The organism is Microvirga aerilata (assembly GCF_016743775.1).
GTDB lineage: Bacteria > Pseudomonadota > Alphaproteobacteria > Rhizobiales > Beijerinckiaceae > Microvirga > Microvirga aerilata.
In genome coordinates, this window is sequence record NZ_JAEQMY010000331.1 from 1 (window position 1) to 852 (window position 852).

An 852-nucleotide genomic window follows, 5' to 3' on the forward strand; every position below is an offset into this window, starting at 1 on the left:
CTGGCAGCTCTGCCCGGACAAGTCCTCCCGGGTCGCGATCCACAGCAGGTCGATCACAACTTGGCCCGGCGTATGAGTAACCAGGTAGCCGCCGACCCTGTGAACCGGGGCGGCATTCCAGGATACTCGCTTCTCCCTGCCCTCCCCGTCCACCCCGACCTCGCCGATCCCGGCGGCCTGCCCGCGCAGGCTAGGTCCGCGGCCCTGGAACAAACCGGTGAACGAGAAGCGCCGCCGCGGCGAGACTGGGATCAGAGCAATTAAGCGCCGGGCATCTTCACGCGAAAAAGTCGGCCCATCCCGCGTTAGGCGATCAAGCAGCGCATGCGCCTCAAGCCGCGCCTCAACGGTGAGCTCTTGATCGCTCATCCTCTTACTCATCCTTGGCCTTCCCATCGGCGGAGAGATCCGGATCGGCGTCGGCAAAACCGTCGTCTAACACCCATCCTGTTGGCCCCTCCCCGACCGGTGCGACCCGGATGGACTCATTCTCCAGTATGAGCCTGACCATATAGGCGCCGGCGGCTTTGAACTGCGCCAGGCGATCGGAGAGGTTATCCCACGGCAACATAATATCTGGGACTGCGGGCTCAGCCGTCGGGTCTATGACTTGGAGAAGGATGCGGGCATCGAGCCCGCCCTCCTCCAGAACCAGCCCATGCGAAGCCACCAGAGCGGCAAGGCGCTCGTAGTAGGCCCGCATCAGCTCGCTCTCTGTGAGACGCTTCAGGCCGAAGGCGAAGTCCACGTGTCTGAGGAGCGAAGCTGGAAAGCCGGCATCGACCAAGGCCTTGAGGCACTCGACATGCAAGCGGGCCGGATCCGGCTCGCTGCGGGCGATCTCGCCGATCT

General features: G+C 64.1%; 2 protein-coding genes. Both read right to left on the minus strand.

What is annotated here, in order from left to right; genetic code table 11:
- Positions 1–369: hypothetical protein (locus tag JKG68_RS32655; protein WP_202066618.1), on the minus strand; the 369-nt coding region annotated here is incomplete at its 3' end.
- Between the two features lie 4 nt (positions 370–373).
- A partial coding sequence (locus tag JKG68_RS32660; protein WP_202066620.1) for a hypothetical protein occupies positions 374–852 on the minus strand: 479 nt, incomplete at its 5' end.